Annotated in this window: 7 protein-coding genes; 5 read left to right on the top strand and 2 right to left on the bottom strand. The window is 41.9% G+C overall.

What is annotated here, in order from left to right; translation table 11 throughout:
• A partial coding sequence (locus CQA63_RS09110; protein WP_115511882.1) for a TonB-dependent receptor plug domain-containing protein occupies positions 1-1501 on the top strand: 1501 nt, incomplete at its 5' end.
• Here CQA63_RS09110 and folK read toward each other — a convergent pair.
• Positions 1498-1986, bottom strand: a complete 489-nt coding sequence (gene folK, locus CQA63_RS09105; RefSeq protein ID WP_104700754.1) for a 2-amino-4-hydroxy-6-hydroxymethyldihydropteridine diphosphokinase — start codon at positions 1984-1986, stop codon at positions 1498-1500. The genes CQA63_RS09110 and folK overlap by 4 nt on opposite strands.
• Before the next feature lie 68 nt (positions 1987-2054).
• Here folK and CQA63_RS09100 point away from each other — a divergent pair, with 68 nt between their 5' ends.
• Positions 2055-2789 carry a protein-disulfide isomerase gene (locus tag CQA63_RS09100; RefSeq protein WP_104700753.1) on the top strand — a complete coding sequence of 245 codons (735 nt, stop codon included), beginning with the start codon at positions 2055-2057 and terminating at the stop codon, positions 2787-2789.
• 138 nt (positions 2790-2927) lie between these two features.
• Here the strand turns inward: CQA63_RS09100 and CQA63_RS09955 are convergent, their stop codons facing one another.
• Entirely contained in the window at positions 2928-3071 is a 144-nt protein-coding gene (locus CQA63_RS09955; RefSeq protein WP_158655535.1) for a hypothetical protein, read from the bottom strand.
• Between the two features lie 36 nt (positions 3072-3107).
• On the opposite strand from CQA63_RS09955, the gene CQA63_RS09095 reads away from it, so the two are divergent.
• The 3 genes from CQA63_RS09095 to CQA63_RS09090 all read left to right on the top strand — a co-directional run.
• Entirely contained in the window at positions 3108-3380 is a 273-nt protein-coding gene (locus tag CQA63_RS09095) for a hypothetical protein (RefSeq protein ID WP_115511881.1), read from the top strand.
• Positions 3368-3652: a hypothetical protein gene (locus CQA63_RS09595; RefSeq protein ID WP_147288782.1), complete on the top strand. Its 285-nt coding sequence runs from the start codon at positions 3368-3370 to the stop codon at positions 3650-3652. Before CQA63_RS09095 ends, CQA63_RS09595 begins: the two co-directional genes overlap by 13 nt.
• Before the next feature lie 585 nt (positions 3653-4237).
• Positions 4238-5867 (top strand): beta strand repeat-containing protein (locus tag CQA63_RS09090; protein WP_211305741.1); only part of this gene is annotated, 1630 nt, incomplete at its 3' end.

The following is a 5867-nucleotide window of genomic DNA, read 5'->3' as shown; positions in this document are numbered from 1 at the left end:
GGGTGGTGGAGGTGGTGGCGGTACCACTGCTAGCGATCCCTATGCAAATCCCTATGCCACATGGAGTGCTACGGGCTATACTATGTGGAATGCAGGAGGTAGGCTCAACTACACGCCTAGCACGCACCACAATATTTATTTTGACACAGAGGCTTACTTCACACGTGCGGGCTCTTTGAATACTTCACCAAGCCAATACACAGCGGTGAGAGATTGGTATAAATTTAATAATATCCTTAATCACGATATGGACTATGATTGGGGGAGGGTAAATACATATCTCCAATACTCCTACACCACTCAAGCCCCGCATTATGATGATGTAAGAAGAGCTGCAGACCCTGTGAATAACACAAGCGGGCTTACCCCGGGGAGAAATAGCGGCGATGGCGTAAATTGGGATTTAAGCTCTCAAAACACAGATGCTGTATTCCAAAGCACTTATACCAATGACTTTGACTTTGGCAAGGCGGGAAGCCTTATCTTCAATGGTGGAGTGTATTACCTCTATGAGAGACTTAAAAACAAGCAAGATGGCACTGATGAGCATATGCACCAAGCAGCTATTTTTGCCGAGGGGGAATACCTCATTAATGAATACATTGGCACAACACTAGGGCTAAGATACAACTACAGCGATCGCTTTGATGCCATACCAAATCCTCGCTTCTTTGTGAATTACAACCCCACAGATTGGCTGACATTTAAAGCAGGTATTGCCACAGGTGTGCTTGTACCACAGCTTAGCTATACCTTTGATGGCGTAAATATCAGCACCGCACGAGGAGCAACTACTTCTATCATAGGTAATCCTAACCTTAAACCAGAGCAAAGCTATAGCTATGAACTCAGTGCGATTATGGACTTTGAGCCTGCTATGCTCATACTCACAGGCTACTACACGAATTTTAAAGACAAAATTCAAGGCTTTACTTACTCCACAAATGGCTGTGCAAACCTTGGTGGGGCAAGTAGCGGAACGTGTACTGCATACGATAATGTCGATAAAAGTATGGTAAGCGGGGCTGAAGCAAGCCTTAAGGTAAAGCCTATTTATGGCTTTGGGCTTGATACAAGCTATGGCTTTACCTACACACGAGTAATTGCTAATAGCCTAAGCAATGGCGTGCAAGCCGGAGACCCCGTAAGTGCCGTCCCTAAGCATAAATTTACCATTAAGCCTACATATCGTTACAAGAACTTTGATGCCTATATCCGCTGGAGTGGGAACTTCAAAACACCTGTGCTTACTACATCTGCACGAGGGCAGGCTGCGCTTACTACGATTATAGGTAATTATTACAAAGACTATCAGCTTGTGGATTTAGCCCTAAATTACAAATTTCTTAAAAATTACACATTAAGTTTTGCGGTAAATAACCTTTTCAACGTGAATTTCTTAGACTTTTTCCTCTATAACAATAACACGTCCTATGAAAATAATTACCAAAGAATCTTACCCAGCAGAAATTACTGGATAAGCCTAAGGGCTGAAATCTAAAAGCCCCGAATAAAGCTTAGAGGGAGCATAACTGATGCTCTCTCTTTATAGAATCTATGTGGGACTTGCAAATGCGCAAACCTCACCCGCAGGGTATTAAAATATATCAAATCCACATCAAGGCTACGGGGGGCGTTTTTAAACGCTCTCTTGCGCCCTCGCCCAAAGCGTCGCTCAGCATAAAACATCAGCCTATACACCTCTGCTAATCCCATATTACTCCCACATACCATAATGGCATTATAAAAGTAATCTTGCTCCACAAAGCCAAAAGGAGGGTTACGCCAAATAGGCGAAGTCTCAAGGATTTCTAAAGTACGCTTAGCCCCAAGCCAAGTAAAAAGCGATTCTAAAGTCATTATGCTGCTGCTATAATGCTTAGCGACATTAGAGCCTAAAGAGAGCACAAAAACATTGCGCCACTGCTTTAAAGAATGCGCCCTATAAGGATAATGTTTAGAATCTAAGATTTCTGCTTGAGCCATGCGCTACCTTTGTATTTATCATATCATTATACAATCGCCCATCATAATGCACAACCTAAGGAGATATTATGAAACTTTGGCTTCCCACTATTTTAGCATTTGCGGCTCTCTCTTGCTTGGGTGCAAGCTTTGAAGAGAATGTAAAAAACACCATTAAAGAAAACACCAAACAAGATATAGAAATCATCAAGGTAGAAAACTTCAAATCAAGCCCTGATGTCAAGCTTGTGCTTATCAAGGCTGGCGATATGCAAGTGCCTATCTTTGCAAGCAAAGACGGCAAGCTTATTATGGGTGTATCAAATGTATTCTTTGCTCAAAAAAGCGAGGATATGGGGGCGGTTGGCTCACTTATCAAGCAAACTCACAATGATGACAAGCCCGATAATGCAGCCCTTGAAAGTCTTTTCAAAAAAATAGCAAAAGAAGATTACATTATCTTACGCTCTCATAATAAAAATGCTAAAAAAATCACCTATATCGTTTCTGACCCAAACTGCCCATCCTGCCAAAAGGAGCTTAAAAATATCGATAAACATTTAGCTGATTCTGATGTATATATGCTTATTGTGGGCTTCGTGGGGCAAGACTCCCCCGCTAAAGCAAGTATGATACGCGATAGACTATTTGATGTTAAAGATGACAAAACAAAGCTTGAAGTCCTAAGAGAAGTCTATACACCTCAATCCAAAATCCCAGCAAAGTATGCTAATATCGATGTAAAAGACACTATGCACATTAATCAAAAGGTTACCCAAGCGGGCATTAAAAGCGTACCTTTTATCTATGAAAGTACTAAATAACACCCCTCTATCACACAAAGGCTGACTTGAGACTTTACGCCTTAAGTAAGCCTTAACCCCATTTGCCATATTCCCCTTGTTATGCCTTATGGGCTTATAAAGCCTGAAGAATTGCTTTCAAAAACACTAAAGACACGACTAGTGATTCTTGCAGAGATTCTTCGGTCGTTTCACTCCCTCAGAATGACAAACTTTGCCACCCGCAAGGGAAATTACTTCGTCATTCTGAGCGAAGCGAAGAATCTCTAAACGAATCGCTAGTCGCCCACAGAGATTCTTCACCCCTTATCAGGGGTTCAGAATGACAACAAGTCCCAAATGTCTTTCAGCAGTGAGATATATTCTCACTGCGATAAAATTAAATCGCACGAAGTGCCACCTCTTAAAGCGTCGTCGGGGCGGGGGATATATAAGGGGGAGGGAGCGACTTCGCAATTCAAGCCCCTCCCCCTTATAGAAAAAGAAAAAAGAGAATCACCAGCGACTCCGTTATTTTGTCATTCTGAGGGCTTTATGCCCGAAGAATCTCTCTTATCTACTAGAGACTCTTTAAAGGAATCACCAGAAAGGCAGTTACTTTGTCACGTCTAGAGCCCCCAATAAAGGGCAAAGAATTGCTTTCAAAAATACCAAAAAGTGCGACTAGTGATTCGAACAGAGATTCTTCGGTCGTTTCACTCCCTCAGAATGACAAACTTAGCTACCCGCAAAGGAAATTACTTTGTCATTCTGAGCGTTATGGAGAATCGCTTCACAAAACCACTAGACAATCCCTATCCTATTGTCATTCTGAGGGAGCACGAAGTGCGACCGAAGAATCTCTAAAGAAATCACTAGAAAGCCAAGAGAGATTCTTTGCTTGATTCTCAAGCTCTAGACATGACAACTTAAGAGAGTCTCTAATATATAAAAGAGATTCTTCGGTCAGGCTACGCCCTCCCTCAGAATGACAATGGGATAAAATCTACTAGCAATCCAAAAAGCAATTCTTCACCAATCGCCAAAAGAAATTCCCTCCCTTTATGCTCTACGCAAGTTAAAACATAACAATAGCATTCAAGCCTATAGAATCTCCCACACTTCTCCCAAAGCCACTAAACACAAAACTCCCCCTAAACCCCCGCAATCACAAAATACGCACAAAACTACCCATTAATGCGCCTTATCATCTCCTAAAAGGAACACAAATCTTTACCCATTAAGAATTCCCCATTATAATTCCACCCCAAGGAAAAGGAAACAAATTTATAAAAATGGGAAGTTGGATAAAATTATGATAATAAGCTATATAGGGGGATACTATATGCCCCCCCCCCCCGCGGCACACAAGCCATATATTCCATATACTCAAAGATATTCAAAACAAGTATAAAACACTATTACAAAACCTCTATAACCCCCGCATATTCAAAGCTACGCTAGGCTCTTAACTCATGCGATTTATGCCTATGCGATTTGTACATCTAAAGGCTTGCTGCCTAGCCCTTGTCCTTACCCCTAAACTTAGCTTTGCCCAAGTTAGCTCGACAAACACCACCGTTACTAGCGGCAACAACACCAATATGACTATCACCGCTGATATGAATGGCTATATTACTAATAGCACTGGCACCGCTGATAGCACGCTGACTATAAGCTCCGGGGTTACCATAACCCGCACCACCACTGTAAATCAAACCTGGTCTGGCGTGGTAATGAACGTAGATACCGCAAACACACTCACCATAAATGTAGAAGAAAATGCCACGATACAAGGGGGTAACGCCTATGCATGGGCTATCCTTAATGGCTCTCTAGTCAATGGCGCTATCGCCAATCACACCAAAACACATATCATCAACAAAGGCACGATAGATAGTAACCACGCTCAAAGAGCCATTTCAGCAGTGAATGAGCAAATGTCTATAGTCAATGAAGCCACAGGCAACATTAATAAAATGATATGGTTTAACACAGGGGCAAATTTCACCGTGGAAAGCCAAGTAAATAATGGCATTTTACTAGATAATAAAGGCAATATAAACGCCACTACAAATGTCTTATACATCAAAGGCAAGAGTATTATCAACTCAGGGAATATGGCTGCTATCAGTATGACTGCAGCGAGCATTGGCGATAAGCTAGAAAATTCAGGGAATATCACAGGCACGATCACTTTAGGCAGCGTAGCTACCCGCAGAACGGAGATAGGAACCCTAGATAACCAAAACACAGGCGTGATAAATAACTTTGTCTCTGCAGCACAAATTACTACATTCAATAACGCCGGAGAAATAACGCAAAATTTCCAAAATGCTGTAGGTGGAGGGCAAGGCGGAGTTATTACGACTTTAAATAACTCTGGGACAATCAAAGGCAGCTTTAGCAATGTAGCACAAGGCACCATAACCACTATAAACAACACCGGCTCCATAGGCGATAGAGCGACCAATGCCAATGCTACCTTTAACAATACTGGTACGATTACGACTATAAATAATAATACCAATGGTTCTATCGTCCCAATCACTAACACAGGCACGATAAATGCACTCAATAACAACGCCGGTGCCACGATTACTTCAATCACTAATAACAGAACAATAACCACGCTTACAAATGCCGGGACTATCACCAATGGCGTAACTAATACCGGAGCAAATGCAGTGATAACCACGTTGGAAAATAGTGGTACACTTAGCATTACCAATGCAAAAACCATTACTACCCTAAACAATACTTCTACCATAACTAATTTGCAAAATAATGCCAATGGAAACATAAATACCCTAACTAACAATAGCGGGGCTACCATAGATAGCATTACTAATGCCACTAATGCTAGCATAGCTAGCCTAAATAACAGCGGCACCCTTACCACACTCAGTAACACTGGAGGGACGATAACAACCCTAGATAACAAAATGAACTCTATGCTTACTACCCTCACCAATACCGGCACGATTACCAATGCCACTAATGGCGGAATGATAACAACCTTTAATAATGGCAATACGCAAACAGGAGGAGCAGGAACGGGAGGAACAGGAGGCACTCCTGCAGGGACGATTACTAATTTTACCAATAATAGTGGCGGGA

Origin of the sequence: Helicobacter marmotae (assembly GCF_003364255.1) — a bacterium.
GTDB classification, from domain to species: Bacteria; Campylobacterota; Campylobacteria; order Campylobacterales; family Helicobacteraceae; genus Helicobacter_C; species Helicobacter_C marmotae.
The sequence above is the reverse complement of the archived record's forward strand: the minus strand, read 5'-3'. Positions and strand labels throughout refer to the sequence as shown.